The sequence below is a fragment of the Pseudomonas sp. A34-9 genome, from assembly GCF_029543085.1.
Taxonomy (GTDB): Bacteria; Pseudomonadota; Gammaproteobacteria; order Pseudomonadales; family Pseudomonadaceae; genus Aquipseudomonas.
The window spans coordinates 1924800-1951524 of the sequence record NZ_CP119967.1; the positions used below are offsets into that span (position 1 = coordinate 1924800).

The 26725-nt window shown below is 58.7% G+C and carries 24 protein-coding genes; 10 read left to right on the forward strand and 14 right to left on the reverse strand.

What is annotated here, in order from left to right; translation table 11 throughout:
- Positions 1-184 precede the first annotated feature (184 nt).
- On the forward strand, positions 185-805 hold the full coding sequence (locus P3G59_RS08620) for a DUF5666 domain-containing protein (protein ID WP_277761226.1): 621 nt from the start codon (positions 185-187) through the stop codon (positions 803-805).
- 239 nt (positions 806-1044) lie between these two features.
- Here the strand turns inward: P3G59_RS08620 and P3G59_RS08625 are convergent, their stop codons facing one another.
- The 8 genes from P3G59_RS08625 to gcl all read right to left on the reverse strand — a co-directional run bounded on the left by P3G59_RS08625 (position 1045) and on the right by gcl (position 10790).
- On the reverse strand, positions 1045-2043 hold the full coding sequence (locus P3G59_RS08625) for a sulfate ABC transporter substrate-binding protein (RefSeq protein ID WP_034151535.1): 999 nt from the start codon (positions 2041-2043) through the stop codon (positions 1045-1047).
- A gap of 185 nt (positions 2044-2228) precedes the next feature.
- Positions 2229-3053 (reverse strand): ion transporter, encoded by an 825-nt coding sequence (locus tag P3G59_RS08630; RefSeq protein WP_103306818.1) that lies wholly within the window; start codon positions 3051-3053, stop codon positions 2229-2231.
- Positions 3054-3074: 21 nt separating this feature from the next.
- On the reverse strand, positions 3075-3989 hold the full coding sequence (locus P3G59_RS08635) for an urea transporter (protein WP_277761227.1): 915 nt from the start codon (positions 3987-3989) through the stop codon (positions 3075-3077).
- 200 nt (positions 3990-4189) lie between these two features.
- Positions 4190-5605: a pyruvate kinase gene (gene pyk / locus P3G59_RS08640; protein ID WP_277761228.1), complete on the reverse strand. Its 1416-nt coding sequence runs from the start codon at positions 5603-5605 to the stop codon at positions 4190-4192.
- The gene (locus tag P3G59_RS08645) at positions 5602-6876 is read right to left on the reverse strand and encodes a glycerate kinase (protein WP_277761229.1); all 1275 of its coding nucleotides are present in this window, start codon (positions 6874-6876) and stop codon (positions 5602-5604) included. The genes pyk and P3G59_RS08645 overlap by 4 nt, the downstream gene beginning before the upstream one ends.
- 154 nt (positions 6877-7030) lie before the next feature.
- A complete protein-coding gene (locus P3G59_RS08650; protein WP_007919937.1) occupies positions 7031-7924 on the reverse strand; it encodes a 2-hydroxy-3-oxopropionate reductase in 894 nt (297 codons plus the stop codon).
- Between the two features lie 130 nt (positions 7925-8054).
- Positions 8055-8837 (reverse strand): hydroxypyruvate isomerase, encoded by a 783-nt coding sequence (gene hyi / locus P3G59_RS08655; RefSeq protein ID WP_025111893.1) that lies wholly within the window; start codon positions 8835-8837, stop codon positions 8055-8057.
- 177 nt (positions 8838-9014) lie between these two features.
- On the reverse strand, positions 9015-10790 hold the full coding sequence (gcl, locus tag P3G59_RS08660; RefSeq protein WP_277761230.1) for a glyoxylate carboligase: 1776 nt from the start codon (positions 10788-10790) through the stop codon (positions 9015-9017).
- Positions 10791-11058: 268 nt separating this feature from the next.
- On the opposite strand from gcl, the gene P3G59_RS08665 reads away from it, so the two are divergent.
- Positions 11059-11499: a heme-binding protein gene (locus P3G59_RS08665; protein ID WP_277761231.1), complete on the forward strand. Its 441-nt coding sequence runs from the start codon at positions 11059-11061 to the stop codon at positions 11497-11499.
- 213 nt (positions 11500-11712) lie between these two features.
- The gene (locus tag P3G59_RS08670; protein ID WP_277761232.1) at positions 11713-12171 is read left to right on the forward strand and encodes a transposase; all 459 of its coding nucleotides are present in this window, start codon (positions 11713-11715) and stop codon (positions 12169-12171) included.
- Between the two features lie 114 nt (positions 12172-12285).
- Here P3G59_RS08670 and P3G59_RS08675 read toward each other — a convergent pair whose 3' ends face one another.
- On the reverse strand, positions 12286-12891 hold the full coding sequence (locus tag P3G59_RS08675; RefSeq protein ID WP_007919931.1) for a TetR/AcrR family transcriptional regulator: 606 nt from the start codon (positions 12889-12891) through the stop codon (positions 12286-12288).
- Between the two features lie 135 nt (positions 12892-13026).
- On the opposite strand from P3G59_RS08675, the gene P3G59_RS08680 reads away from it, so the two are divergent.
- On the forward strand, positions 13027-13941 hold the full coding sequence (locus tag P3G59_RS08680) for a DUF808 domain-containing protein (protein WP_277761233.1): 915 nt from the start codon (positions 13027-13029) through the stop codon (positions 13939-13941).
- A 181-nt stretch (positions 13942-14122) separates the two neighbouring features.
- On the opposite strand, the gene P3G59_RS08685 is transcribed toward P3G59_RS08680, so the two are convergent.
- Together P3G59_RS08685 and P3G59_RS08690 are read right to left on the reverse strand one after the other, a co-directional pair.
- Positions 14123-14911: a VacJ family lipoprotein gene (locus P3G59_RS08685; RefSeq protein WP_034151542.1), complete on the reverse strand. Its 789-nt coding sequence runs from the start codon at positions 14909-14911 to the stop codon at positions 14123-14125.
- Positions 14904-16202 carry a serine/threonine protein kinase gene (locus tag P3G59_RS08690; protein ID WP_277761234.1) on the reverse strand — a complete coding sequence of 433 codons (1299 nt, stop codon included), beginning with the start codon at positions 16200-16202 and terminating at the stop codon, positions 14904-14906. Before P3G59_RS08690 ends, P3G59_RS08685 begins: the two co-directional genes overlap by 8 nt.
- Positions 16203-16426: 224 nt before the next feature.
- Between P3G59_RS08690 and P3G59_RS08695 the strand changes: the two genes are divergently transcribed.
- Entirely contained in the window at positions 16427-16795 is a 369-nt protein-coding gene (locus tag P3G59_RS08695) for a hypothetical protein (protein WP_277761235.1), read from the forward strand.
- A 98-nt stretch (positions 16796-16893) separates the two neighbouring features.
- Here the strand turns inward: P3G59_RS08695 and P3G59_RS08700 are convergent, their stop codons facing one another.
- The gene (locus P3G59_RS08700) at positions 16894-18489 is read right to left on the reverse strand and encodes a beta (1-6) glucans synthase (protein WP_277761236.1); all 1596 of its coding nucleotides are present in this window, start codon (positions 18487-18489) and stop codon (positions 16894-16896) included.
- A 286-nt stretch (positions 18490-18775) separates the two neighbouring features.
- Between P3G59_RS08700 and P3G59_RS08705 the strand changes: the two genes are divergently transcribed.
- The 3 genes from P3G59_RS08705 (at position 18776) to P3G59_RS08715 (ending at position 21836) form a co-directional block, all read left to right on the forward strand.
- Complete coding sequence (locus P3G59_RS08705; RefSeq protein ID WP_277761237.1) at positions 18776-19627, forward strand: glycine betaine ABC transporter substrate-binding protein; 852 nt, start codon at positions 18776-18778, stop codon at positions 19625-19627.
- Between the two features lie 242 nt (positions 19628-19869).
- A complete protein-coding gene (locus P3G59_RS08710; RefSeq protein WP_277761238.1) occupies positions 19870-20181 on the forward strand; it encodes a DUF485 domain-containing protein in 312 nt (103 codons plus the stop codon).
- A complete protein-coding gene (locus tag P3G59_RS08715) occupies positions 20178-21836 on the forward strand; it encodes a cation acetate symporter (protein WP_277761239.1) in 1659 nt (552 codons plus the stop codon). The genes P3G59_RS08710 and P3G59_RS08715 overlap by 4 nt, the downstream gene beginning before the upstream one ends.
- Before the next feature lie 1019 nt (positions 21837-22855).
- Here P3G59_RS08715 and P3G59_RS08720 read toward each other — a convergent pair.
- Entirely contained in the window at positions 22856-24034 is a 1179-nt protein-coding gene (locus tag P3G59_RS08720) for an IS481 family transposase (protein WP_277758418.1), read from the reverse strand.
- Between the two features lie 301 nt (positions 24035-24335).
- Complete coding sequence (gene gltA / locus P3G59_RS08725) at positions 24336-25625, reverse strand: citrate synthase (protein WP_003222994.1); 1290 nt, start codon at positions 25623-25625, stop codon at positions 24336-24338.
- A 362-nt stretch (positions 25626-25987) separates the two neighbouring features.
- Here gltA and sdhC point away from each other — a divergent pair, with 362 nt between their 5' ends.
- On the forward strand, positions 25988-26362 hold the full coding sequence (sdhC, locus tag P3G59_RS08730) for a succinate dehydrogenase, cytochrome b556 subunit (RefSeq protein WP_038363944.1): 375 nt from the start codon (positions 25988-25990) through the stop codon (positions 26360-26362).
- On the forward strand, positions 26356-26724 hold the full coding sequence (sdhD, locus tag P3G59_RS08735; RefSeq protein WP_007919900.1) for a succinate dehydrogenase, hydrophobic membrane anchor protein: 369 nt from the start codon (positions 26356-26358) through the stop codon (positions 26722-26724). Before sdhC ends, sdhD begins: the two co-directional genes overlap by 7 nt.
- Position 26725 lies beyond the last annotated feature (1 nt).

The following is a 26725-nucleotide window of genomic DNA, read 5'->3' on the forward strand; positions in this document are numbered from 1 at the left end:
AGAAGACGCCGTCGGTTGATATCAGTTATTCCATTGCGCAATTAACAGGAGCGCTCGGCATGTCATCCATCGGCGAACCTTGCGTCCGACCGTTGCGGGTCGATGATACATTCACTTACATCCTGCTCGATAGCGTGCTTATGTTTGCATTGGCTTGTTCAACATTCATGACCGGAGGATTGCAATGTTTCGTCAGACGCTTCGCCATACCGCAACGATTGTTCTGATCAGCCTGCTGAGCGCAACGAGCGTGCAGGCCGCCGATGCCCCCGGAATGCGCATTGGCGTGCGCGGCGAGATCACCGGGGTCAGCGCCGACACCCTGAAAGTCCACGTCAACAGCGGCGAGAACGTGGTGATCCAGTTGACTGGCGAGACCAAGGTCCGCGCCGTAACCCTGGCCAATATCGAAGACATCAAACCCGGCAGCTACATCGGTTCGGCGGCGATGCCGCAGGAAGATGGCACGCTCAAGGCGCTGGAAGTGCATGTGTTTCCGCCGGAGCTGGCGGGCAGCGGTGACGGCCATCGGCCGTTCGATCTGGCCAAGGGCAGCAGCATGACCAATGGCAGTGTCGGTGATCTGGTGGTGAGCAACGGGCGGGTGCTGACGGTGAACTACAAGGGTGGGCAGCAGAAGATTCTGGTGCCGGAGGATGTGCCGATCGTTAATCTGGTGCCGGGGGATCGAAGCTTGCTGAAGGTTGGGGTGAAGATCGTTGCGTTCGTCACGCAGAGTGCGGACGGCACGCTGACGGCGCAATCGATTTCCGCCGGTAAGGATGGGGTGACGCCACCGATGTAAAAGCCCCTCACCCTAGCCCTCTCCCAGAGGGAGAGGGGACTGATTGGGGGATGCATGAGAGGTACGCCGACCTGAACTTGCTGTGGTGAATCCATAATCGATAAGGTCTTTCAGGTCGATGTAACTCGCCAGACACCTCGGTAGGCTCCCTCTCCCTCCGGGAGAGGGCTGGGGTGAGGGTAAAGCGGTCACAAAAAAAGGCGACCTTAGTGGGTCGCCCTTTCGTATCTGCTTAAACCTTACTGCCCACTGTAAATCTGATCGAAAACCCCACCATCATTGAAGTGCGTCTTCTGCACCGTGCGCCAGTCACCAAAGGTCTTTTCCACCGAAAGGAAATCAACTTTCGGGAAACGATCGGTGTACTTCGCCAGCACCGCCGGATCACGCGGACGCAGATAGTTCGCCGCGGCAATCTCCTGACCTTCCGGCGACCACAGGTATTTCAGGTACTCATCCGCCGCTGCACGCGAACCTTTCTTGTCGACCACTTTGTCGACCACGGAAACCGGTGGCTCGGCTTCAGCGGAAACGCTCGGGTAGATCACTTCGAACTGATCGCGACCAAACTCGCGAGCAATCATTTCCGCTTCGTTTTCGAAGGTCACCAGCACGTCGCCGATCTGGTTGGTCATGAACGTGGTCGTCGCCGCACGGCCACCGGTGTCCAGTACCGGCGCTTGCTTGAACAGTTTGCCAACGAAGTCTTTGGCTTTGTTCTCGTCACCACCGTTCTTCAGCACGTAACCCCACGCCGACAGGTAGGTGTAGCGGCCGTTACCCGAGGTTTTCGGGTTCGGCACGATCACTTGCACGCCGTCCTTGAGCAGATCCGGCCAGTCTTTCAGGGCTTTCGGGTTGCCCTTGCGGACGATGAACACGGTGGCCGAGGTGAACGGCGCGCTGTTGTTCGGCAGGCGCGTGACCCAGTTTTCCGGCACCAGTTTGCCGTTGTCGGCGAGGGCGTTGATGTCGGTGGCCATGTTCATGGTGATGACGTCAGCCGGCAGGCCATCGATCACCGAGCGCGCTTGCTTGCTCGAACCGCCGAAGGACATCTGCACGGTGATGTTTTCGTTGTGCTCGGCTTGCCAGTGTTTCTGAAACGCAGTGTTGTAGTCCTTGTAGAAATCGCGCATCACGTCGTAGGAAACGTTGAGCAGCGTCGGGGCTGCCTGAGCGATGTTGGCCAGGGCCAGGCCGGCGGCGAGAAGTGAGGCGCCAAAGAGTTTTTTCACTGCGCATTCCTTGTTGTCTATGTATGTGCAGGAGCTGCCGCAGGCTGCGATCTTTTGATCTTGAGCTTATAAAACCAACATCAAAAGATCGCAGCCTGCGGCAGCTCCTACAGGGGGGTGATGTTCAATTGCCACTGACTATAACGGCGCGCGCATAGTCGTTTAAAGATTAAAAAGCTCTTTGCTTATTCCAGTTTCTTAAACAGCGCATTGCCGCAACGCGAGCAAAACGCGGCGCCATGTTCATGGCTGTTTTTCTTGCACACCGGGCAGTCGTGTTGCAGTTGTTCACCGCGCATGGCGTTCGCCAGCTCGGCGGTGAAAATACCCGTGGGGACAGCGATGATCGAGTAACCGGTGATCATCACCAGCGACGAAATCACCTGACCCAGCGGCGTCTTCGGCACGATGTCGCCAAAGCCCACGGTGGTCAACGTGACGATAGCCCAATAGATGCCTTTGGGAATGCTGGTGAAGCCATGTTCCGGGCCTTCGATCACGTACATCAAGGTGCCGAACACCGTCACCAGCGTGCAGACGCTGACCAGAAACACAACGATCTTCTGCTTGCTGCCACGCAGTGCCGACATCAAGTAATTGGCTTGCTTGAGGTACGGGCTGAGCTTGAGCACACGGAAAATCCGCAGCATGCGGATGATCCGGATGATCAGCAGGTACTGCGCATCGCTGTAATACAGCGCAAGGATGCCGGGCACGATTGCCAGTAAATCCACTAGCCCGTAAAAGCTGAAGGCATAGCGCAACGGCTTCGGTGAGCAATACAGACGCAGGATGTACTCGCCGAGAAAGATGATCGTGAAGCCCCACTCGATGTACGCCAGCACATCGGCGTAGTTGCGGTGAACGCTGTCGATACTGTCGAGCATCACGATCACCAGACTGGCGAGGATGATCAACAGCAAGATGCCGTCGAAGCGCCGCCCGGCGAGGGTGTCACTCTGGAAAATCATGACGTAAAGCCGTTCACGCCAGTTGCTGCTGCTGTCCATGGAAAACGCCTGAATCAAAGATCAGCGCAGCCTAGGTTGATTCTCCCCGTGAGCGCAAGGCGTACGCTCGACCGTGGCCTTGCCGAGCATCTGGAACCCGGCGCGGATCAGCCAGCCGGCGAGGATGAAGGGCGCGGTCAGGGTCGCAAGGCCAACCGCTGCGAACAACGGCGTAACCAGCAACGCGAGAACGATGCCAAGCAGCGGCAACCACGGTTGTTGACGTTGTGAAGAGAAGGCGAGGGCGGCGAGCACGGCGTTGTAGCTACCGAGGCCAAATAGCGCAGCACTGGTTTCGTGGTGCAGCAGGCTGGAGCCGAGGCCGATCGCCGACGCCAGCAGCGCCCAGCAAAACGCGCGGCGATCAGCGATCAGCAAACCGATGGCGATCAGGGCGCCGGCCAGTGGGTGCCCCAGAAACATCACCTGGCCCAGGCCCCGCAGTTCGGCTGCGAGCAGGTTCAGCGTGCTCATTTCGATAGGTGCTATCGGCGCGGACGGTTCGGCGAACATCAACAGAACCCAGCTCATGGCCACAAACGGCGAGGTATAGGCCGGAATCGATCGGCTGCTGTAGACATGTTTGAGCCATTGCTGGGTGACCATCGCGCTCAAGCCGCCGGCGGCGAGAATCAGCGGCGGCAGCATCGGCGACCACGGGAAGTACAGGCTCAGCAGCAGGCCGAGCAGCACGCCGTTGTAGCTGAACAGTCCGGCCTGGCGATCAGCCTTGGCGTAGTTGCGCCGTTGCGCGGTGAGCAATCCGGCGACGGCACCGAGCAGCGCTCCGGCGAACAGCACGGGCGCCGTCAGCAGAATCGCCAACAGGCACAACAGGCCGCACAGCGGATGGCGTTGGAGGAATATTTGACTGAAACCGTTGAGCAAAGCCTCGGCCCAGTCGGGGCAGTGGGTGTTGAAATGATTGGCAGGCATGTTGAGAAAATCTGGGCAGTTGGAAAATCAAAAGGTCTTGCAAATAACTGTGGCGAGGGAGCTTGCTCCCGCTGGGTCGCGTAGCGGCCCCAAAATGGGTTGATGCGGTTCTTCTGTGAAAACCGTCATGCCCTAAAAGCGACGACTGCTGTGCAGTCGAGCGGGAGCGAGCTCCCTCGCCACAGGTTGTGTAGCTTTCTTTAGATCAACGTTTCGATACGCAGCGAGTTAGTCGAACCCGGCTGGCCGAACGGCACTCCCGCAGTGATCAGCAGCGTGTCGCCACGCTCGGCCATGCCTTGGGCCTGGGCGATTTCCAGCGCCGTCGAGCAGACTTCGTCGACCTGACGCAGGCGATCGTTGACCACCGAATGAATGCCCCATGCCACGCTCAAGCGCCGCGCGGTCTGCAGGTTCGGCGTCAGGTTGAGGATCGGCGCTTTCGGCCGTTCCCGCGAAGCACGCAAACTCGAGGCACCCGACTCGCTGTAGTTGACCAGCACCGCCACTGGCAGCACGTTGCTGATGCGGCGGATCGCGCAACTGATCGCATCGGACACAGTCGCTTCAGCCTTCGGCCGGCTGACATCAAGCTGAGTCTGATAATCCGGGCCGTTTTCCACCTGGCGGATGATCTTGCTCATCATCTGCACGGCTTCCAGCGGGTATTCGCCGGAGGCGGTTTCCGCCGACAGCATCACCGCATCGGCCCCTTCGGCCACGGCGTTGGCAACGTCGGTCACCTCGGCGCGGGTCGGGGCAGGGGAGAAGCGCATCGACTCGAGCATCTGCGTCGCCACCACCACCGGTTTGCCCAGTTCGCGGCAGGTGGTGATGATGTTTTTCTGGATCTGCGGCACGCTTTCGGCCGGCACTTCGACGCCGAGGTCACCACGGGCCACCATGATCGCGTCGCTCAGTTCAGCGATTTCACGCAGCTGTTCAACGGCCGAAGGCTTCTCGATTTTCGCCATCAAAAAGGCTTTGTCGCCGATCAGTGCGCGGGCTTCGATGATGTCTTGCGGACGCTGCACGAACGACAGCGCGACCCAGTCCACACCCAGCTCCAGACCGAAGCTCAGGTCACGGCGATCCTTGGCGGTCAGCGGGCTGAGGTCGAGCACCGCTTGCGGCACGTTGACGCCTTTGCGGTCCGACAGTTCGCCGCCGTTGAGCACGGTGGTGTCGATCGCGTCAGCGTATTTGGTCACCACCCGCAGACGCAGTTTGCCGTCGTCGAGCAGCAGATCCATGCCCGCTTCCAGCGCGGCGATGATCTCCGGATGCGGCAGGTTCACTCGGCGCTCATCGCCCGGCGTTGCGTCCAGATCCAGCCGGAACGCCTGACCGCGATGCAGCTGCACCTTGCCGTCAGCGAACTTGCCGACGCGCAGTTTCGGCCCCTGCAAGTCCATCAGAATGCCCAGCGGGTAGTTGAGCTGGCGCTCGACTTCGCGGATCCACTGATAGCGCTTGGCGTGGTCGGCGTGATCGCCGTGGCTGAAGTTGAGGCGGAAGATATTCACCCCGGCCTCGACCAGTTCACGGATGTCTTCGATGCCATCGACAGCAGGCCCGAGGGTGGCGAGGATTTTGACCTTTTTATCAGGCGTCATGATTTGCAGCTCTCAAGGATCAGAATGGCGCGGAAGTCGTTGACGTTGGTGCGGGTCGGCTCGGTGACGATCAGCGCATCGAGCGCCTCGAAATAGCCGTAGCCGTTGTTGTTATCCAGTTCATCGCTGGCGCTCAGGCCGAGGGCGGCGGCGCGGGCGTAGCTGTCCGGGGTCATGATCGCACCGGCGTTGTCTTCCGAGCCGTCGATACCGTCGGTGTCACCGGCCAGGGCGTAGACGCCGGGCTGGCCTTTGAGGCTGTCGGTGAGGCTGAGGAGAAACTCGGCGTTGCGTCCGCCACGGCCATTGCCGCGCACGGTCACGGTGGTTTCGCCGCCGGAGAGAATCACGCACGGCGCTGCCAATGGCTGGCCGTGATTGATGATCTGCCGGGCGATGCCGGCGTGGACCTTCGCCACTTCGCGCGACTCACCTTCGAGGTCGCCGAGGATCAGCGTGCTGAAACCGGCCTGGCGGCATTTCACCGCGGCGGCATCCAGCGATTGCTGCGGGCGGGCGATCAACTGAAAGTGGCTGCGCGCCAAGGATGGATCACCGGGTTTGACGGTTTCCGACTCAGGGCTTTGCAGCCAGGTGCGTACCGACGCCGGGATCTCAATGCCGTAGCGTTTGATGATCGCCAGGGCTTCGGCCGAGGTGCTCGGGTCGGCCACGGTCGGGCCGGAAGCGATGACCGTGGCGAGGTCGCCCGGTACATCGGAAATCGCGTAGGTGTACACAGTGGCCGGCCAGCAGGCCTTGCCGAGGCGGCCGCCCTTGATCGCCGAGAGGTGCTTGCGCACGCAGTTCATCTCGCCGATGGTCGCGCCGGATTTGAGCAGGGCTTTGTTGATCGATTGCTTGTCGGCGAGGGTGATGCCTTCGGCCGGCAACGCGAGCAGGGCAGAGCCGCCACCGGAGAGCAGGAAGATCACCCGGTCGTCTTCGCTCAGATTGCTGACCAGTTCCAGCACGCGTTTGGCCACGGCCAGGCCGGCAGCGTCCGGCACCGGATGGGCAGCTTCGACCACTTCGATTTTTTCGCACGGGGCGCCGTGACCGTAGCGGGTCACTACCAGGCCTGTGACTTCACCTTCCCAGCAGCGTTCGACCACTTGCGCCATCGCGGCGGCAGCTTTGCCGGCACCGATGACGATCACCCGGCCGGTACGATCGGCAGGCAAATGGGCTTCGAGGACCTGGTTCGGATGGGCCGCGTCGATGGCTGTGGCAAACAGCTCGCGCAGCAGTTGTTGCGGATCGACCGACATGGCGGGCTCCCGGAATTCTTGTTATTCGAAAGGACAACTCAGATCCCTTGTGGGAGCGAGCCTGCTCGCGAAGAGGTCCTGACATTCAACATCCATGTTGGCTGACACACCGCTTTCGCGAGCAGGCTCGCTCCCACAGGATTTTGTGCAGGCTTTATTTGTTGTCGCGAATCGAGAAGTTGGCCATGTGTTCCAGACCTTTGATCAGCGCCGAGTGGTCCCAGTTGCTGCCACCGATGGCTGCGCAGGTGCTGAACACTTGCTGGGCGTTGGCGGTGTTCGGCAGGTTGATGTTCAGCTCCTTGGCGCCTTGCAGGGCCAGGTTCAGGTCCTTCTGGTGCAGGCTGATGCGGAAGCCTGGATCGAAGGTGCCTTTGATCATGCGCTCGCCATGCACTTCGAGGATCTTCGAGGACGCGAAGCCGCCCATCAGTGCTTCACGCACCTTGGCTGGGTCGGCGCCGTTTTTCGAAGCGAACAGCAGGGCTTCAGCGACGGCCTGAATGTTCAGGGCAACGATGATCTGGTTCGCGACCTTGGCCGTTTGACCGTCGCCATTGCCACCGACCAGGGTGATGTTCTTGCCCATGGCCTGGAACAGCGGCAGTGCGCGTTCGAAGGCATCGGCGTCGCCACCGATCATGATGCTCAGGGTCGCGGCTTTGGCGCCGACTTCACCGCCGGACACTGGCGCGTCGAGGTATTGCGCGCCTTTCTCATTGATCTTGGCAGCGAACGCTTTGGTGGCGGTCGGCGAGATCGAGCTCATGTCGATGACGATTTTGCCTTTGCTCAGGCCAGCGGCAACGCCGTCGGCGCGGAACAGTACGTCGTCGACCTGTGGGGTATCCGGGACCATGACGATGATGAATTCAGCTTCCTGCGCGACTTCGCGCGGGTTGGCCAGGGCGACGGCGCCGGCGGCCACCAGGTCGGCTGGAGCGGCGTCGTGGTGCGCCGACAGGAACAGGCTGTGACCGGCTTTCTGCAGGTTCGAAGCCATTGGGTGGCCCATGATGCCGGTGCCGATAAATCCGATTTTAGCCATGAGAAAATCCTCTTGTTTTTGTATGTCTCCCTGTAGGAGCTGCCGCAGGCTGCGATCTTTTGATCTTGATCTGTAAAAACAAGATCAAAAGATCGCAGCCTTCGGCAGCTCCTACAGGGTCATGTATTTGTCAGATTGCGTTGTGGGTCTTCAGCCAGCCGAGGCCTGCTTCAGTGGTGGTCAGCGGCTTGTATTCGCAGCCAACCCAGCCCTGATAACCGATGCGATCGAGGTGTTCGAACAGGAAGCGGTAGTTGATTTCGCCGGTGCCTGGTTCGTTGCGCCCCGGGTTGTCCGCGAGCTGCACGTGGTTGATCTCGCCCAGGTGCGATTGCAGGGTGCGGGCCAGATCGCCTTCCATGATTTGCATGTGATAGATGTCGTATTGCAGGAACAGATTGGCGCTGCCGACCTGCTCGCGAATCGACAGGGCTTGCGCCGTGTTGTTCAGGTAGAAGCCCGGGATGTCACGGGTGTTGATCGCTTCCATCACCAGTTTGATGCCCGCCGCTTGCAGCTTGTCGGCGGCGTATTTCAGGTTGGCGACGAAGGTCTTTTCCACGGTGGCATCGTCGACGCCTTGCGGGCGAATACCGGCCAGGCAGTTGACCTGGGTGTTGCCCAGCACTTGTGCGTAGGCAATCGCCAGATCGACACCGGCGCGGAATTCTTCGACCCGATCCGGCAGGCACGCGATACCGCGCTCGCCCTTGGCCCAGTCACCGGCCGGCAAGTTGAACAGCACTTGGGTCAGACCGTTGGCGTCGAGCTTGGCCTTGATTTCAGCGGAGCTGAAGTCGTACGGGAACAGGTACTCGACACCGCTGAAACCGGCCTTGGCGGCGGCGTCGAAACGGGCAAGGAAATCCTGTTCGGTGAACAGCATGGACAGGTTGGCTGCGAAACGCGGCATGGTGGTCTCCTAATAGCGGATGTGACACGGTTGGTCAGACTGAACGCGATCAGTCCCCTCTCCTGGGGGAGAGGGTTAGGGTGAGGGGAAATCTTGAGTTTGATCCCGATTTTGCGGTGCTCGCAAAACCTTTCCTCACCCCAGCCCTCTCCCAGAGGGAGAGGGAGCTAAAAGCGATCAATCCAGCAGCGAAATCGCCGTTGGCGCATCGTTGCCGACCAGCGCCAGGTCTTCGAATTCGTTGACGGCGTTGATCTCGGTACCCATGGAGATGTTGGTCACACGCTCCAGAATGATCTCGACGATCACCGGCACCTTGAACTCTTCGATCATCTGTTCGGCCTTGCGCAGGGCAGGGGCGATTTCCGACGGTTCGAACACACGCAGTGCCTTGCAGCCGAGGCCTTCGGCCACTGCGATGTGGTCAACCCCGTAACCGTTGAGTTCCGGCGCGTTCAGGTTATCGAAGGACAGCTGCACGCAGTAGTCCATTTCAAACCCGCGCTGTGCCTGACGGATCAGACCCAGGTACGAGTTGTTCACCACGACGTGAATGTAAGGCAGTTTGAACTGAGCGCCGACCGCCAGTTCTTCGATCATGAACTGGAAGTCATAGTCCCCCGACAGGGCCACGACTTTGCGGCTCGGATCGGCCTTCACCACGCCCAACGCTGCCGGAATGGTCCAGCCCAACGGGCCTGCCTGGCCACAGTTGATCCAGTGACGCGGTTTGTAGACGTGCAGGAACTGCGCGCCGGCAATCTGCGACAGACCAATGGTGCTGACGTAGCAGGTGTCTTTGCCGAACACCTGGTTCATTTCTTCGTAAACGCGCTGTGGTTTCACCGGCACGTTGTCGAAGTGGGTCTTGCGATGCAGGCTGGCTTTGCGCTGCTGGCAATCCTGCAACCAGGCGCTGCGGTTTTTCAGCTTGCCGGCGGCTTGCCATTCACGAGCGACTTCGATGAACACGGTCAGTGCTGCAGCAGCGTCGGAAACGATGCCCAGATCCGGCGTGAACACACGACCGATCTGCGTGCCTTCGATGTCAACGTGAATGAACTTGCGGCCTTCGGTGTAAACGTCAACCGAACCGGTGTGACGGTTGGCCCAACGGTTACCGATACCCAACACGACGTCGGATTTCAGCATCGTGGCGTTGCCGTAGCGGTGCGACGTCTGCAGACCGACCATGCCGACCATCAACGGGTGATCGTCCGGGATGGTGCCCCAGCCCATCAGGGTCGGGATAACCGGGATGCCGGTCAGCTCGGCGAACTCAACCAGCAGATCGCTGGCGTCGGCGTTGATGATGCCGCCACCGGCCACCAGCAATGGACGCTCGGCCTGATCGAGCAGGGCCAAGGCCTTCTCGACCTGCAAGCGGGTCGCGGTCGGCTTGGCCAGCGGCAGCGGCTGGTAAGCGTCGATGTCGAATTCAATCTCGGCCATCTGCACGTCGAACGGCAGGTCGATCAGCACCGGGCCTGGACGGCCGGAGCGCATTTCGTAAAAAGCTTTCTGGAACGCGTAAGGCACCTGGCCCGGTTCCAGAACAGTGGTCGCCCACTTGGTGACTGGCTTGACGATGCTGGTGATGTCGACCGCCTGGAAGTCTTCCTTGTGCATACGGGCGCGGGGTGCCTGGCCGGTAATGCAGAGGATTGGAATCGAGTCGGCCGAGGCGCTGTAGAGCCCGGTGACCATGTCGGTACCGGCAGGGCCGGAAGTCCCGATGCACACGCCGATGTTGCCGGCCTTGGTGCGGGTGTAGCCCTCGGCCATGTGCGAGGCGCCTTCAACGTGGCGAGCAAGGACGTGATCGATGCCACCGACTTTCTGCAAGGCGGAGTACAGCGGGTTGATGGCTGCGCCCGGGATGCCAAAAGCGGTATCAACCCCTTCACGGCGCATCACCAGAACGGCGGCTTCGATTGCTCTCATTTTGCTCATGGTTTTGTGCCTCTTTACGTTTTGTAATTGTATACAAGTGGCTTTGCGCAGAGTGTATTCACGGCGGACGGCGCAGGTCAATCCATTTTCTCAAGCGCCTGTTTCATTCGTCGGAAGCCTCTGTGACTGTGGCTTTTCGTCGCATGTGGCGCTTTTCGAGAATTATTGTATACAAAAAAATAATTCATTGTGTTCTATTTGTTGCATCGGCCTGCGGCACGAAACCGCAGTCCCACGACTTTCCCTATAACAAAATGAGGACGGCACCATGAGCGCTTTAACCTTGAAAGTCGCAGTCAACCTGGTCAACGAAGCCATCAGCGCCGGGCGAGGCATCAATGCCGCGCCGCTGACCATCGCGGTACTCGATACCGGCGGCCACCTGATCACCCTGCAACGCGAAGACGGCGCCAGCCTGCTGCGCCCGCAAATCGCCATCGGCAAAGCCTGGGGCGCCATCGCCCTGGGCAAAGGCTCACGCCTGCTGGCGCTCGACGCGCAACAACGGCCGGCGTTTATTGCTGCGCTGAACAGCATGGGTCAGGGCAGCGTCGTGCCGGCACCGGGTGGTGTGTTGATTCGGGATCAGGCGGGGAACGTGCTGGGCGCGATCGGGATTAGCGGCGATCTGTCGGATATTGATGAGCAGGTGGCGATCAAGGCGGTGGAGGCGTTGGAGTTGCGGGCGGATGCGGGGGTGGCGGCTTGATCTGTAGCGTCTGATTAACCGCCTTCGCGAGCAGGCTCGCTCCCACATTGGATTTGTGCTCAGACACAAAATGTCTGAATACCCCAAGCCCCCTGTGGGAGCGAGCCTGCTCGCGAATACGATCTCAAAAACACATCTTCCTAAAAACCTGACACTTGCTCCCACATTCACAGAACTAACCTTTTCATGATCAGGATATGAAAAGGCAAAGGAATGCGGGATCTATCTGCTTCAAATCGTTTGCGCATCGGTCGTTACTCCGAACACAACCGCATCTACCTGCTGACAACCATTACGGCGGGAAGGCAGCCTGTTTTCAGCGACTTTGCACTGGGTCGATTGGTCGCCAGCCAATTTCACGTCGCAGAGGAAATGGGCATTGCCAGTACGTTGGCCTGGGTAGTCATGCCAGATCATTTTCATTGGCTGATTGAATTGAAGCGTGGTTCGCTTGGCGAATTGATGCAGCGAACCAAATCTCTAAGCACCAAAGCCGTGAAACTCGCGACCGGTCGACAGACCAGCCTTTGGCAATCAGGCTTTCATGATCGTGCATTGCGCAGAGAGGATGATCTGGTGAAGTTGGCTCGGTATGTCGTGGCTAACCCGTTGCGGGCTGGTTTGGTCAAGAAGCTTGGCGACTATCCGCTGTGGGATGCGATTTGGGTTTGAGCGTTATTCTGTGTTGCCGCCATTCGCGAGCAGGCTCGCTCCCACAGGGGATTTGTGAACGCCACAGATCCAATGTGGGAGCGAGCTTGCTCGCGAAGCGGTTACCGCGGTGTTTCAGTCCGGCTCACACCCCTTCAGCACCAACCGGATAATCGTCTGTGCCGCCGCTTCATAATCCGCCTCGTCCAGCTTGTCCTTCCCCGTCACGGCAGAGATCTGCCAGTCGAAGTCGGCGTAGGTCTGGGTTGCGGCCCAGATGCTGAACATCAGGTGATTAGGGTCGATCGGGGCGATCTGCCCGCGGTCGATCCAGCTCTGGATGCAGTCGATGTTGTGTTTGGCCTGGCCGTTGAGCTGCTCGACCAGGTCGGCGCTCAAATGTGGCGCGCCGTGCATGATTTCGCTGGCGAACACTTTCGAGGCGAAGGGCAGGTCGCGGGAGATGCGGATTTTCGAGCGGATGTAACCGCTCAGCACTTCGCTCGGTACACCGTCCGGATTGAACGGGGTGGAGGCCTGCAAAATCGGCACGATGATGCTTTCCAATACCTCGCGGTAGAGGTTTTCCTTGGACTTGAAGTAGTAGTAGACGTTGGGCTTGGGCAATCCCGCCTTGGCGGCGATGTCGCTGGTTTTGGTCGCAGCGAAGCCCTTGTCGGCAAACTCCTCACTGGCGGCACGCAGGATCAGTTCTTTGTTGCGCTCGCGGATTGTGCTCATAAACCCGGTGGTTCCTTGCCTGTTCTGGCGGTTGCGCATGGTAGCACCGGCCTCGCGCAGCGCTCAAGAATGCCCCGTGTGGTCTGTGGTCGCGTTATGCTTCGCACCATTCATACATAAAAGGAAACAGGATTCATGGCAGGAAGCAGTTTGCTGGTGCTGGTCGACGATATTGCCACCGTGCTGGATGACGTGGCGTTGATGAGCAAAATGGCCGCCAAGAAGACTGCCGGCGTACTCGGCGATGATCTGGCGCTCAATGCCCAGCAGGTCTCCGGGGTGCGTGCCGAGCGGGAAATCCCGGTGGTCTGGGCGGTGGCCAAGGGCTCGTTCGTCAACAAACTGATTCTGGTGCCGTCGGCGCTGGCGATCAGTGCGTTCGTGCCGTGGCTGGTAACACCGTTGCTGATGGTGGGTGGTGCGTATCTGTGTTTTGAAGGTTTCGAGAAGCTCGCGCACAAGTTTCTGCACAGTGCGGCCGAAGATGAGGCCGGACATGCGCAACTGACAGAAGCGGTAGCCGATCCGGCGACCGATCTGGTGGCGTATGAAAAGGACAAGATCAAAGGCGCGATCCGCACCGACTTCATTCTCTCGGCAGAAATCATTGCCATTACCCTGGGCACGGTGGCCGATGCCTCGTTGACTCAGCAGGTCATCGTGATGTCCGGCATCGCGATTGTGATGACGGTGGGTGTTTATGGTTTGGTGGCCGGCATCGTCAAGCTCGACGACCTCGGTCTGTGGCTGACGCAAAAGCCTGGGCAGATGGCCAGGAAAATCGGCAGCGGCATCCTCAGTGCAGCGCCATACATGATGAAAACCCTTTCGGTGGTCGGTACGGCGGCGATGTTTTTGGTCGGCGGCGGCATCCTCACTCACGGTGTGCCGGTAGTGCATCACTGGATTGAAGGTGTTGGCGCAGCGGCGGGGAGTGCCGGGTTTGCGGTGCCGATGTTGCTCAATGGTGTGGCGGGGATCATCGCTGGTGCGGTGGTGTTGGCGGTGGTTTCCGTCGTCGGCAAAATCTGGAAGGCCCTGAAAAACTAACCAACAACACGAAACCTTTGTAGGAGTGAGCCTGCTCGCGATAGCGGTGTGTCAGTCGCACAATCATGACCTGACACACCGCTATCGCGAGCAGGCTCACTCCTACAGTTTGATCTTTGTGGTGCCATGAAAAAGGGCCATTCGACTCGCATCGAATGGCCCTTTTTTGTACCCGCCGAAATTACTCGGCAATCTGCAACTTGCGCGCCTCGGTGTACACGTAACGCACTTTCTCGTACTCGAACGGCGAATTCATCTGGCCGTAGCGGAAGCTGGTCTGATAACGCTTGTCGACCGCACGCAACGCCCAGATTTCCGGGTGGTTGGAGCTGACTTCCGAGACGTTGAGGAAGTTGATCGCCGATTCGGCGGTGTAGTCCACGGCCAGGCCTGCGGTGTCGCGGATATTCGACGGGCCGAGAATTGGCAGTACGAAGTAGGCGCCGCCCGGTACACCGTAGAAGCCCAGGGTCTGACCGAAGTCTTCGCTCTGGCGCGGCAGGCCCATGGCGGTGGCCGGGTCCCACAGGCCGGCGATGCCGATAGTGGTGTTGAGCAGCAGGCGCGCCGTGGTTTCCATCGAGCGCTGGCCCTTGAACTGCAACAGGCTGTTGACCAGGTTCGGCACGTCACCGAGGTTGTTGAAGAAGTTGCTCACCCCGGTGCGCACGAAGCTTGGCGTGATGTAGCGGTAGCCATCAACCACCGGCAGGAACACCCACTGGTCGAAGCGGTAGTTGAAGTGGTAAACCCGGCGGTTCCACGACTCCAGCGGATCGTAGACGTTCAGCGCATTGAGCGTCGAGCGCTCGAATTCGCGTTGGTCCAGCCCCGGGTTGAATTTGAGTTTGGACAGCGGCTCCTTGAAGCCGTCGCTGTCGACGACTACCGGCGCGTTGGCTTTACTGTTGTCGGCCTGGGCCACGCCTGCGCAGAGCAGCGCTGCCATCAGCAGGAGATATTTAGCCACGGAAGAACTCCAGCATGGCGTCGCTGTTGACGCGGTAGTTAAGGTTGCCGCAATGGCCGCCCAGAGGGTAAACGGTCAGGCGATCACCGAAGGTCTTGCGCAGGAAACCGAGGTCGCCCGGGCCGAGGATCACGTCGTCGGCGTTGTGCATCACGGCGATTTTCGGGCTGTCGTGCAGGTAATCCTTGAGCGCGTACAGGCTGACCTGGTCGATCAGTTGCAACAGGCTGCCGCCGTCGGTGCGCGCACGCCACATCGGAATCACCTGATCGGTCAGGTAGCAGTCGAAGTCGCACTGCAGCGCTCGCTTGAGGAATGGCGTGAGGCTGGTGCCTTCGGTGATCGGGAATTTCGGTGGCGTGATCAGGCCACGGCGGTTGATCAGGTCGGACGTGAAGGCAATGTCGGCCGCCGAGAAGCGGAAGGAGGTGCCGATCAGCATCGCCATCTGTTCGTTGGTCAGGTGTTGCTTGGACTGCTGGAAGTCGTAAAGCAGCGCGTCATTGAGGTCGATGTAGCCTTTCTGCTGGAAGTAGCGGGTCAGCTTGGACAGTACCAGCTCATAAAATGTCGTGCTGTTGTTGATGCCTTTGACTTCGGTTTGCACCAACTTGTCGAGGTTGGTGATCGAGGTGTAGAGGTTGACCGGCGGATTGAGCAGCAGAACTTTCTTGAAGTTGAAGCTGCGGCGCGTTTCGTCCAGGTGCGCAACGAAGGCGGCATCGAGGGCGCCGAGGCTGTAGCCGGTCAGGTAATACTCGGTGACGGGCAGCTTGGGATTCTGCGCGCGTACGGCCTGCATCACCCGGTACATGTCTTCGGCGTCTTCCTTGGTCACGCCCGGGGTGGCGAAGCGCGAGGCGGCGCTGATGAAGTCGAAACTGGTTGGCGAAGACAGCTGCACGACGTGGTAGCCGGCCTTGTAGTAGAGCTTTTTCAGGTACTCGTTGAGCGTGCTGTCATAGCGTGCGCCGGTGCCGGCGATCAGGAAGATCAGCGGGGCCGGTTTGTCCTGGGTGGCGATGCGGTAGGTGAGCTTTTTCACCGCCCAGAAGTTGTCCGGCAGGATGAACTCGCGCTCCGGGCGCAACGTCAGGCTGCGGTCCGACTGATTGATGTCGTCGTCGAGCGGCAATTCCGGGCGCAAATCCGGCGGCGTCGTGGCGATGGTCGCCTCGAACGGGTTGGTCAGGGGGTAGCCATAACTGGCGGCATCGATATCTACCGCCAGTGCGGACGCACTCAAAATAAGGCCGCTGAACAGCGCGGCGAAGCGCAAGGAACGGAGCATGACTAGATCCCTTAGAGGAAGGTGCCGAATGAAGTTCGCAGGCTATGACCACCGGGGTTGCGCCAAAGTGCCATGCTGCGGCACCAAACAGGCAGAATTCGGAGTAATAGTAGCTGGACGATACACGTTGCACGCCCTGAATGAACAGTTAACAGTTGTTAGTTCTTGCACACGGCTGGCGGCAGATTAAGCTGGCCGCCGATTTCCGAAGATTGGAGTGTTTCATGTCCCGCCGTTTGCCCGTGATTTTGCTGCTCGTTCTATTGCCGTTGTGGCTGGCCGCCAGTTATGGCGCGCGTTATGGCTTTATGGAAGACGGAAAGTGGGTGGGCATCTGCGTCGACGAGGCCAGCCGTTGGGAGTGTCAGCTGCGCTCGAACCTGGGGCTGATGATTCACTTCAAGGTGCTGGGCTGGACGGCGCTGGGCGCGGCACTGCTCGGTTTTGCTGTGCCGGGGCGGGCAGGGTGGTGGCTGGCGGTGCTGGCACTGGTGTTCGGAGTGCCGGCGCTGGCGTTGTACAACACCACGTTGGCGGTGTTTGCGCTGGTGATTGCCGGGTTGCGGTTGGTCCGTAAGTCCCGCAGCGTCTGATCGTCAGCTATCGCGAGCAGGCTCACTCCTACAAGGGGAACGCATTCCAACCTGTAGGAGTGAGCCTGCTCGCGATTAAGCATTTCAGCCAATGAATATTAAATCTTGTGAACGCGCAGGCAGCGCCACAACGCAACCACCATCAACCCACTAACCAACGCCCAACCCCACGCCTGCTGATTCTGCAACCCTTCCTCATACAACTGCGGCGCAATTCCCGCACCGATGATAAAGGTCAGCAGAGCAATCTCGCGACGCGGCACGCTGACCGGCCGGCACAGGTAAACCAGCGCCGGCAGCACAAACGCCATGCTCGCAAAGCTGCGATAACGCGCATCGAACACCATTTCCAGCATCATCACCGCCGCTGCAAAACCGGCGGCTACCACCAGCCACCCGGCACGACGCTCAAGCAGGTTGAAGGCTTTTTCACGCCAGCCAGTACGAGCGCTCAATGTCAGCGCGGCATGTGCAAGCACCAATAGATTCAGTGCCGTCAACAACCCGACCCACAGCCACTCGCTGGCAAACCGTGTGGTGACTCGCGCCAGATCGCCCCAGGCGCCAATCGAACAAGCGGCGAGGGCGCCCAGCAGCGGCAAGATCAGTGCCGAACGGGTCGTGCGAACCCGGCCGCCGAGCATCAGCGTGCCAAGGAAGATCAACCCCCCGACCGCCAGCCATTCCTTCCAGTACGGCACATTGGTCACCGGCCCGGCCAGCACACCCTTGTCCTGACGATCGGCGTCAAACAAGCCCCAATACCCACCGACCGCGCCTTCACTGCCGCGCTTCCACGGCTGGTCAAACGCTTCGATCAGGTTGTAATGCCAGCCTTCCTTCTCGGCCATCGCGACAAAACCACGAATGAACTTGGCCTCGTTGACCCGGCTCGGCAGGGCGGTCTCGCGCTGGCGGCCTTCGCTCGGCCAGCCGGTTTCGCCAATCATCACGTCTTTCGGTGCGAATTTATTGCCGAACACCTGACGCACATCCGCGACATGTTGCAGGGCGACATCAATGTTCGACGGATCATCCTCCCAGTACGGCAGCAGGTGGATAGTCAGGAAATCCACCGCTGGCGCGACTTCCGGATGCTTGAGCCAGAACTCCCAGACATCGGCATAGGTGACCGGTTGCTTGACCTGGCTCTTGACCTTATTGATCAGCTTCGCCAGTTGCGCGCCCGTGACTTCCTTGCGCAGCAGCGCTTCGTTGCCGACGATCACCGCGCTGACCACGTCCGGGTTGGCGTTGGCCGATTTGATCAGCAGGTCGACTTCTTTCTCGGTGTCCACCGGGTTGCTGTTGACCCATGCGCCGATCATCAATTTCAAACCGTGTTTGCGCGCCAGATCCGGCAGTGCTTCCAGGCCTGTCATCGAATAAGTGCGAATGCACTCAAAGCGTGTCGTCAGCAATGCGAGGTCGGCGTCCATGCGCTCCGGACGCAGCTTGAAGGGCACGTCGAACGGCGACTGGTCTTTGTCGAATGGGGTGTAGGAGGCGCATTGCAGCTTGTGCGTCGGGGTCGCTGCGTCCGGCAGGATCACCGGTTGGCCGAGGCCGTACCAAAAGCCAGCGAGTGCAAACAGCCCTAGCAGGCAGGCGAAGAGATAAGGCAAGAAAGGGAAACGGGAAGTCGCGGACATGGTCAGGCCGAGTGGCTGCAAAGCGACGCATGTTACCTGCATTTATAGAGGGGTTGGTGGCCCGCATGATTTTGACATGCAAAGTTCGGGCGGATTGTCTGGCGCCAAATATCCGCACGCAGTTAATGGCCTTCTGATGTCGTTTCTCGTTGTCTTGAGGTCGCTGACAGAGCAGGTCGCGTGCGGCGTGAGGTTGATGATCAAAGCGTCAGCACTCCACTGATGTTCCAGCGAGTTTGCGGTCAGGCGTGATGGGGGCGCTGTGCACCATAACAATACGTTGATACCGCCCGTCATCCGTCGGGCGCAGCATTTCGGGGAAGTAACGATGAAGATGCGACGACTTTTAAGCGCAGGTGCCGCTCTGGCGCTTGCGATGGGCGCAACACTGGCCAGCGCGGAAACCAAGACCCTGAACATCGGTTACGTTGACGGCTGGTCCGACAGCGTTGCGACCACGCACGTGGCAGCCGAGGTCATCAAGCAGAAACTCGGCTACGACGTGAAGCTGCAAGCCGTCGCCACCGGGATCATGTGGCAGGGCGTTGCCACCGGCAAACTCGACGCCATGCTCTCGGCCTGGCTGCCCGTGACCCACGGCGAATACTGGACGAAGAACAAGGATCTGGTCGTCGATTACGGCCCGAACTTCAAGGATGCAAAAATCGGCCTGATCGTGCCGGAGTACGTCAAGGCCAAGTCGATTGAAGACCTGAAAACCGATGACACCTTCAAGAATCGCATCGTCGGCATCGACGCCGGTTCAGGCGTGATGCTCAAGACCGATCAGGCGATCAAGGACTACGGTCTCGACAAATACAGCCTCAAAGCCAGTTCCGGCGCCGGCATGATTGCCGAGCTGACCCGTGCCGAGAAGAAAAACGAATCCATCGCTGTCACCGGTTGGGTGCCGCACTGGATGTTCGCCAAGTGGAAACTGCGCTTCCTTGACGACCCGAAAGGCGTGTACGGCGCAGCAGAAACCGTAAACAGCATCGGCAGCAAAGAACTCGCTACCAAAGCACCGGAAGTGGCCAAGTTCCTGAAGAACTTCCAGTGGGCGTCGAAAGACGAGATCGGCGAAGTGATGCTGGCCATTCAGGACGGTGCCAAACCTGAAGCAGCGGCCAAGGATTGGGTGGCCAAACACCCGGATCGCGTGGCTGACTGGACTAAATAACCGCCACACCGCCATACCCCTGTAGGAGTGAGCCTGCTCGCGATAGCGTCCTGTCAGTTGATGAAAATGTCGACTGATCAGACGCCATCGCGAGCAGGCGCACTCCTACAGTTGTTTTGGGGTGTACCGGAGAATGGCAAATACGTCATGGCGTTCTACTACTAAGGTCGTCTGTTACCGCTCTCGCAGCCGCATACATTAGCTATGTTCCAACAATAATCTGTGCTGCGAGGATAAAAACAATGAACGACAGCATTTACCTCTCGATTCAAAACAGTCCCCGATTCAAGGAGCTGGTCAAGAAAAGGGAACGATTCGCCTGGATTCTCTCGGCAATCATGCTCGGGCTGTACTCCGCATTCATTCTGTTGATCGCATACGGGCCGCAAGTGCTCGGGGCGAAACTCAGTCCTGGATCTTCGATTACCTGGGGCATTCCGATCGGTGTCGGCCTGATTATCTCGGCCTTCGTCCTGACCGGTATCTACGTGCGCCGTGCCAATGGCGAGTTTGACGACCTGAACAATGCGATTCTCAAGGAGGCTCAGCAATGATCCGGCGTCTACTGGCTCTTCTGAGCATCTCGGCGTTTGCGCCAGCCGTCTGGGCCGCTGACGCCCTGACCGGCGAAGTCCATAAACAACCGCTCAACGTCGCTGCGATCGCCATGTTCGTGGTGTTCGTCGGTGCAACCTTGTGCATCACTTACTGGGCGTCCAAGCGCAACAAGTCGGCTGCCGACTACTATGCGGCGGGCGGCAAGATCACCGGTTTCCAGAACGGTCTGGCGATTGCCGGTGACTACATGTCGGCGGCGTCCTTCCTGGGGATTTCCGCGCTGGTGTTCACCTCCGGCTACGATGGCCTGATCTACTCGATCGGCTTCCTGGTGGGCTGGCCGATCATTCTGTTCCTGATCGCCGAGCGTCTGCGTAACCTGGGTAAATACACCTTTGCCGACGTCGCGTCCTACCGCCTCGGGCAAACCCAGATCCGCACGCTGTCGGCCTGTGGTTCGCTGGTGGTGGTGGCGTTCTACCTGATCGCGCAAATGGTCGGTGCCGGCAAGCTGATCCAGCTGCTGTTCGGTCTCGATTACTACGTGGCGGTGATTCTGGTAGGGATCCTGATGTGCATGTACGTGCTGTTCGGCGGCATGCTGGCGACCACCTGGGTGCAGATCATCAAGGCGGTGCTGTTGCTGTCCGGTGCCTCGTTCATGGCGCTGATGGTGATGAAGCACGTCAACTTCGACTTCAACATGCTGTTCTCCGAGGCGATCAAGGTTCACCCGAAAGGTGAGGCGATCATGAGCCCCGGCGGTCTGGTGAAAGATCCGATTTCGGCGTTCTCGCTGGGCCTGGCGCTGATGTTCGGTACAGCTGGCCTGCCGCACATTCTGATGCGCTTCTTCACCGTAAGTGACGCCAAAGAAGCGCGTAAGAGCGTGCTCTACGCCACTGGCTTCATTGGTTACTTCTACATCCTGACCTTCATCATCGGCTTCGGCGCGATCCTGCTGGTCAGCACCAACCCGGCCTTTAAAGATGCGGCGGGCGCTCTGCTCGGTGGCAACAATATGGCGGCGGTGCACCTGGCTGACGCGGTGGGCGGCAGTATCTTCCTTGGCTTTATTTCGGCGGTAGCGTTTGCGACCATTCTGGCAGTAGTGGCGGGTCTGACCCTGGCCGGTGCTTCGGCGGTGTCTCACGACCTGTATGCCAGCGTGATCAAGAAGGGCAAGGCCAACGAGAAGGATGAGATTCGCGTTTCGAAGATCACCACGATTGCGCTGGGTGTGTTGGCTATCGGCCTGGGCATTCTGTTCGAAAGCCAGAACATTGCGTTCATGGTGGGTCTGGCGTTCTCGATCGCGGCTAGCTGTAACTTCCCGGTGTTGTTGCTCTCCATGTACTGGAAGAAATTGACTACCCGTGGCGCGATGATTGGCGGGTGGTTGGGGCTGGTGAGTGCGGTGGGGCTGATGATTCTTGGCCCGACCATTTGGGTGCAGATTCTGCATCATGAGAAGGCGATCTTCCCTTACGAGTATCCGGCGCTGTTTTCGATGATCATTGCCTTTGTCGGGATCTGGTTCTTCTCGATTACTGACAAGTCGGCGGCTGCGGATAACGAACGGGCGCTGTTCTTCCCGCAGTTTGTGCGTTCGCAGACGGGGTTGGGGGCGAGTGGGGCGGTTTCGCATTGATGGTTTGATGGTTTTGTAGTGTTGTGCTGAATGCCCCGGTTGAGAGATCGGGGCATTTTTTGTGGGCGGTTATCGAGCAGGCTGTGTTTTTTGTGCGGATCGTGTGCATATCCGTTGCTGCGGTAACGGCTTCTTAGGGTTCCGCCCTTACGGCGGGTCACTTTTTACAGACGCCGAAAAAGTAACCAAAAAGGCTTGCTCCTACGTGCGGCCCGCTCGCTAGGGCTCGGGGTCCCTTCGCTCCGGGATCGATCCGGGCGCAGCGCCTACGGTTTGCTTCGCTGCACCTCCTCTCGCTGTGTTTGGCTTCGCCAAACGGTCGCTGCGCTCCCACACCCGGATCAATCCCTTCACTCAGCCTTCCGACGTCGCCTTACAGATCAAAAGCTGCAGCCGAGCTAACGCTCATCCTGTTGAGTGGTGAAGAGCGGGTGTTCGGCTTTGGTTTTGTGGTGGATTCGCCCCTCATCGGAACGCCGCCCGCCCAGCCCTCTCCCGAGGGAGAGGGAGCCGATTTGTGGGCTTTTCAAGATCTGAGTTCAACGCGGTATCGCACGTCGGCGTATCTCCCCAAACACCGCGATCAGTCCCCTCTCCCTCCAGGCGTGGGAGTGGGAGGGCGGGCCGATTTGTGTGCTTTTCAAAACCTGAGTTCAACGCGGTATGGCACGTCGGCGTAGCTCCCCCAAACACCTCGATCAGTCCCCTCTCCCTCGGGGAGAGGGCTAGGGTGAGGGGCTCTTGATCTGGCTTGTGATCTTGCTTTGGCTTTGGCTTTTGACTTTTTGCCCCATCGGCAGGCCGAGCGAAGGTGTTCATCCGGGGGGTAGGCGCGCAGCGCCGTGCGGCGCAGCCGCATACATCGAGAGGAGGTGCAGCGAAGCAAACCGTAGGCGATGCCCCCGGATGGACACCGTAGCGAGGGAACACTGAGCCTCAGCGAAGTGCCGTACGCCAGGGGCATGAACGGGACAACCACATAGATAACAGTTAAGTTCAGGCACATGGGTAACACCTGATCACTTATTTTTGATTACTTTGAGCGTCAGATAACCATCCTTAGCGTCTCGTTCATCAACACGTCCCAGTAGAACAGGCCCAAAGATGATGTCCCAAACACCCTCGCTGATGCTCTCCAATCCGACTATCTGATGTTTCAGGACATAGCCCACATAGATTCTGAGCCTTCCTTTGTTCACTACGCCGTTGGAGTCCGTTCGGTATGCCTCAACATGGCTGGGGTATTTCATCTCCGGCAACTTTCTCGGAAATACCCGTGAAGAGCTGATGTAGCAAGAGGCCGGGGTTTTCTGCCCCAATGCCTCATGAAAACGCTCATGATTATAGTGCTGCATGAACAGATCAAAATGCTTCTGCTGAGCTCCCCACTCAATTTCCGGCGGTCTTGGCAATGTACTTTTAAGCGTGCGGTGCATGCGTTCATGCCGTCCGTTTTGCTCAGGTCGCCCAGGTTGAGTCCGCTCATGAATGATGCCTAGACGAGCCCACCAAATGGATAATTGTGATAACCCCGCACGCCCGCCGCTGGCAAAAGGGACACCGTTATCAGTGCGGATCCGCTCAGGCATCCCATACGTCTTAAATAACCGTTCGAAGGTGGCTTTGGCGTCCTTGAAAGTCGTGCTCGGCATACTTTCACAAGCCAGTAAAAATCGACTGGCGTGATCCATTACCGTCAACGGGTAACACCAGACACCGTCTCCTGTCAGGTATTGGCCTTTGTAATCAGCGCTCCAGAGCTGATTAGGAAGGTCGGCTTTCTGGAGTGGTTTTGGATAGACAGCGACACGCTGACGCAACCGTCGAGACACCACTAGCCCCGCTTTTTTAAGCACGTTGTAGATCGTGGTTTTGGAGGGCGGCGGCTGATCTGGAAACCGCTCTTGCAGGGCTGTCTGGATCTTTTTCGGGCCCGGCGTGGTTTGACCTTGGCGCCGCAGCTCAAGAATGGCTTCTTTGACCGCAAACGGCACAGCCTGTGCTTGAGAATGACGCTTGCGACTGCACTCCGCCAAGCCATTGATGCTGTCCGCGTTGTAGCGGGCCACCCACTTGTAGCCAGTCTTGCGACTGATGCTGTGAGCCGCACAGAGTTGACTGAAGTTGAGCCGACCGGACAGATAGTCGGCGATGAACATCACTTTAAGGTCCATAGGTTTCAGCTCTCGCCACGGCATGGTCAGATCCTCGGAATCGACCAGTGCCAGTTAAAAACTGTTACCTATGTGCTTGAACTGTTTTGTTACCTATGTGGGTGAGTCATACCGGCAAAGCCTTTTGGTTCCTTTTTGGCGTTTGAAAAAGGGACTCGCTGTAAGAGCGAAACCGCCAGCGGCAGCACCCGCAGCAACGGATATGCCCCCAAACCCCGAAAGCCAGTCGGCCCACAGGCCGCTGAGACCCCACAAACAAAAACGGCCTCCATATAAATAGAGGCCGTTCTCGTTACAAACTTAAGACGTCATCGCAAGACAAGTCTTATTTGCGGTCTTCCAGCTTGGTAATGTCACGCGACTCGTAACCAGTGTACAACTGGCGCGGACGGCCAATCTTGTACGGGCTGGAGAGCATTTCCTTCCAGTGGGAGATCCAGCCAACAGTACGTGCCAGTGCGAAAATCACCGTGAACATACTGGTCGGAATACCGATCGCCTTGAGGATGATCCCCGAGTAGAAGTCGACGTTCGGGTACAGCGAGCGTTCGATGAAGTACGGGTCAGTCAGCGCGATCTCTTCCAGGCGCATGGCCAGTTCGAGTTGCGGATCGTTGTTGATGCCCAGTTCCTTCAGTACTTCGTCGCAGGTCTGCTTCATGACAGTCGCGCGCGGATCGCGGTTCTTGTAAACGCGGTGACCGAAGCCCATCAGTTTGAACGGATCGTTCTTGTCCTTGGCCTTGGCGATGAACTTGTCGATGTTCGAAACATCACCAATCTCGTCAAGCATGGTCAATACGGCTTCGTTCGCACCGCCGTGGGCAGGGCCCCACAGTGCAGCGATACCGGCGGCGATACAGGCGAACGGGTTGGCACCCGAAGAACCTGCCAGACGCACGGTGGAAGTCGACGCGTTCTGCTCGTGGTCGGCGTGGAGGATGAAGATCCGGTCCATGGCCTTGGCGAGTACCGGGCTGATCGGTTTGATCTCGCACGGGGTGTTGAACATCATGTGCAGGAAGTTTTCCGCGTACGTCAGGTCGTTGCGCGGGTACATCATGGGTTGGCCCATGGAGTACTTGTAAACCATCGCTGCCAGGGTCGGCATCTTGGCAACCAGACGGATCGCGGAGATTTCGCGATGCTGCGGGTTATTGATGTCGAGGGAGTCGTGGTAGAAGGCCGAGAGGGCGCCGACTACACCGCACATGACGGCCATCGGGTGGGCGTCGCGACGGAAGCCGTTGAAGAAGGTTTTCAGCTGCTCGTGAACCATGGTGTGGTTTTTCACGGTGCTGACGAACTGGGCCTTTTGTTCTGCGGTCGGCAGTTCGCCGTTGAGCAGCAGATAGCAGGTTTCCAGGTAGTCCGATTTTTCAGCCAGCTGTTCGATCGGGTAGCCGCGGTGCAACAGAATGCCGTTGTCGCCGTCGATATAGGTGATCTTCGACTCGCACGAGGCGGTCGACATGAAGCCTGGGTCGAACGTGAAGCGGCCCGTGGCCGTCAGGCCCCGAACATCGATTACATCGGGACCAACGGTGCCGGTTAAAATGGGCAGCTCGACGGGGGCTGCGCCCTCGATGATCAACTGCGCTTTTTTGTCAGCCATGTGGCCTCCTATTTATGCTTGAACCATCAGACAGACCCCCCACGCAGGGCCCGCACCACTATAGTGAGATAAATTCGAATGTCAATTTGCCTAAAGTCTTGCTCCAGAAGGCTTTAAGCGCACTTTTTCCTCGAAATTGACTGCCATTTACGCCTTTTATACGACTTGTGCAATCAGCTATTTGGGGTAGGTGATTGCGTTGTCATTAGTAACCTAACTGTCTATACTCGGCCACCGACCGCCAAGGGCTTTTGGGCCAGCTTTGTTGGGGGTCGCATCCCTGGGTGGTGGTTACCTGACCAGTGCACTCCCCAACAACTTTGCCCTGATTGTTAGGGGCTCTTCAGTGTGAAAAAAAAGCCGTGAAAAGCCAACGACCTGTAAACCTAGACCTAAGGACCATCAAACTCCCCATCACCGGCGTTACGTCGTTTCTTCACCGTGTTTCCGGCATCATCCTCTTCCTGGGTATCGGCTTCATGCTTTATGCATTGGGCAAATCTCTGGGTTCCGAGGAAGGTTTTGCCGAAGTGAAGGCATGCTTGACCAGCCCGCTGGCCAAGTTCGTAGCATGGGGCCTCCTGTCCGCTCTGCTGTATCACCTGGTAGCCGGTGTGCGCCACTTGATCATGGACATGGGCATCGGTGAGACGCTGGAAGGCGGCCGCCTGGGCTCGAAAATCATCATCGCCATTTCCGTGGTGCTGATCGTTCTGGCAGGAGTTTGGATATGGTAACCAGCGTTACGAACCTTTCGCGTTCGGGCCTCTATGACTGGATGGCGCAACGTGTGTCTGCGGTTGTTCTCGCGGCTTATTTCATCTTCCTGATCGGATACCTTGCAGCGAATCCGGGCATTGGCTACGACCAGTGGCATGGCCTGTTCGCTCACAACGGGATGCGTATTTTCAGTCTGCTGGCCCTCGTTGCCCTTGGCGCTCACGCCTGGGTCGGCATGTGGACCATCGCGACCGACTACCTGACGCCAATGGCGCTGGGCAAGTCCGCGACTGCAGTACGTTTCCTTTTCCAGGCAGTATGCGGCATCGCGATGTTCGCTTACTTCGTCTGGGGTGTGCAGATTCTCTGGGGTATCTGAG